General features: G+C 39.1%; 1 pseudogene. It reads right to left on the reverse strand.

Annotated features, from left to right (window positions below):
- Positions 1-235 (reverse strand): annotated as a pseudogene (eno, locus tag I5349_RS14095) (phosphopyruvate hydratase); the annotation flags it as partial.

Below are 235 nucleotides of genomic sequence, written 5' to 3' on the forward strand. Positions count from 1 at the left end.
TCTTCTATTGAGATAATTGGATATTTATCTACCCACTCACTCCAGCAGCTTACCATCTCATCTGAGGTCAATGAATCACCTGATGACTTTTTGAATACATAACGCTTGGCTTCTGCATCATAAAACTCAGAAGATGCTGCATCCATAGCGATGAAAATATCTTCACCTGGTTTATATCCTGCTTTCTCGATTGCCTGACGTACTACTTCTATCGCCTCCTTATTTGATCGAATAT

Origin of the sequence: Penaeicola halotolerans (assembly GCF_016464625.1) — a bacterium.
Taxonomy (GTDB): domain Bacteria; phylum Bacteroidota; class Bacteroidia; order Cytophagales; family Cyclobacteriaceae; genus Penaeicola; species Penaeicola halotolerans.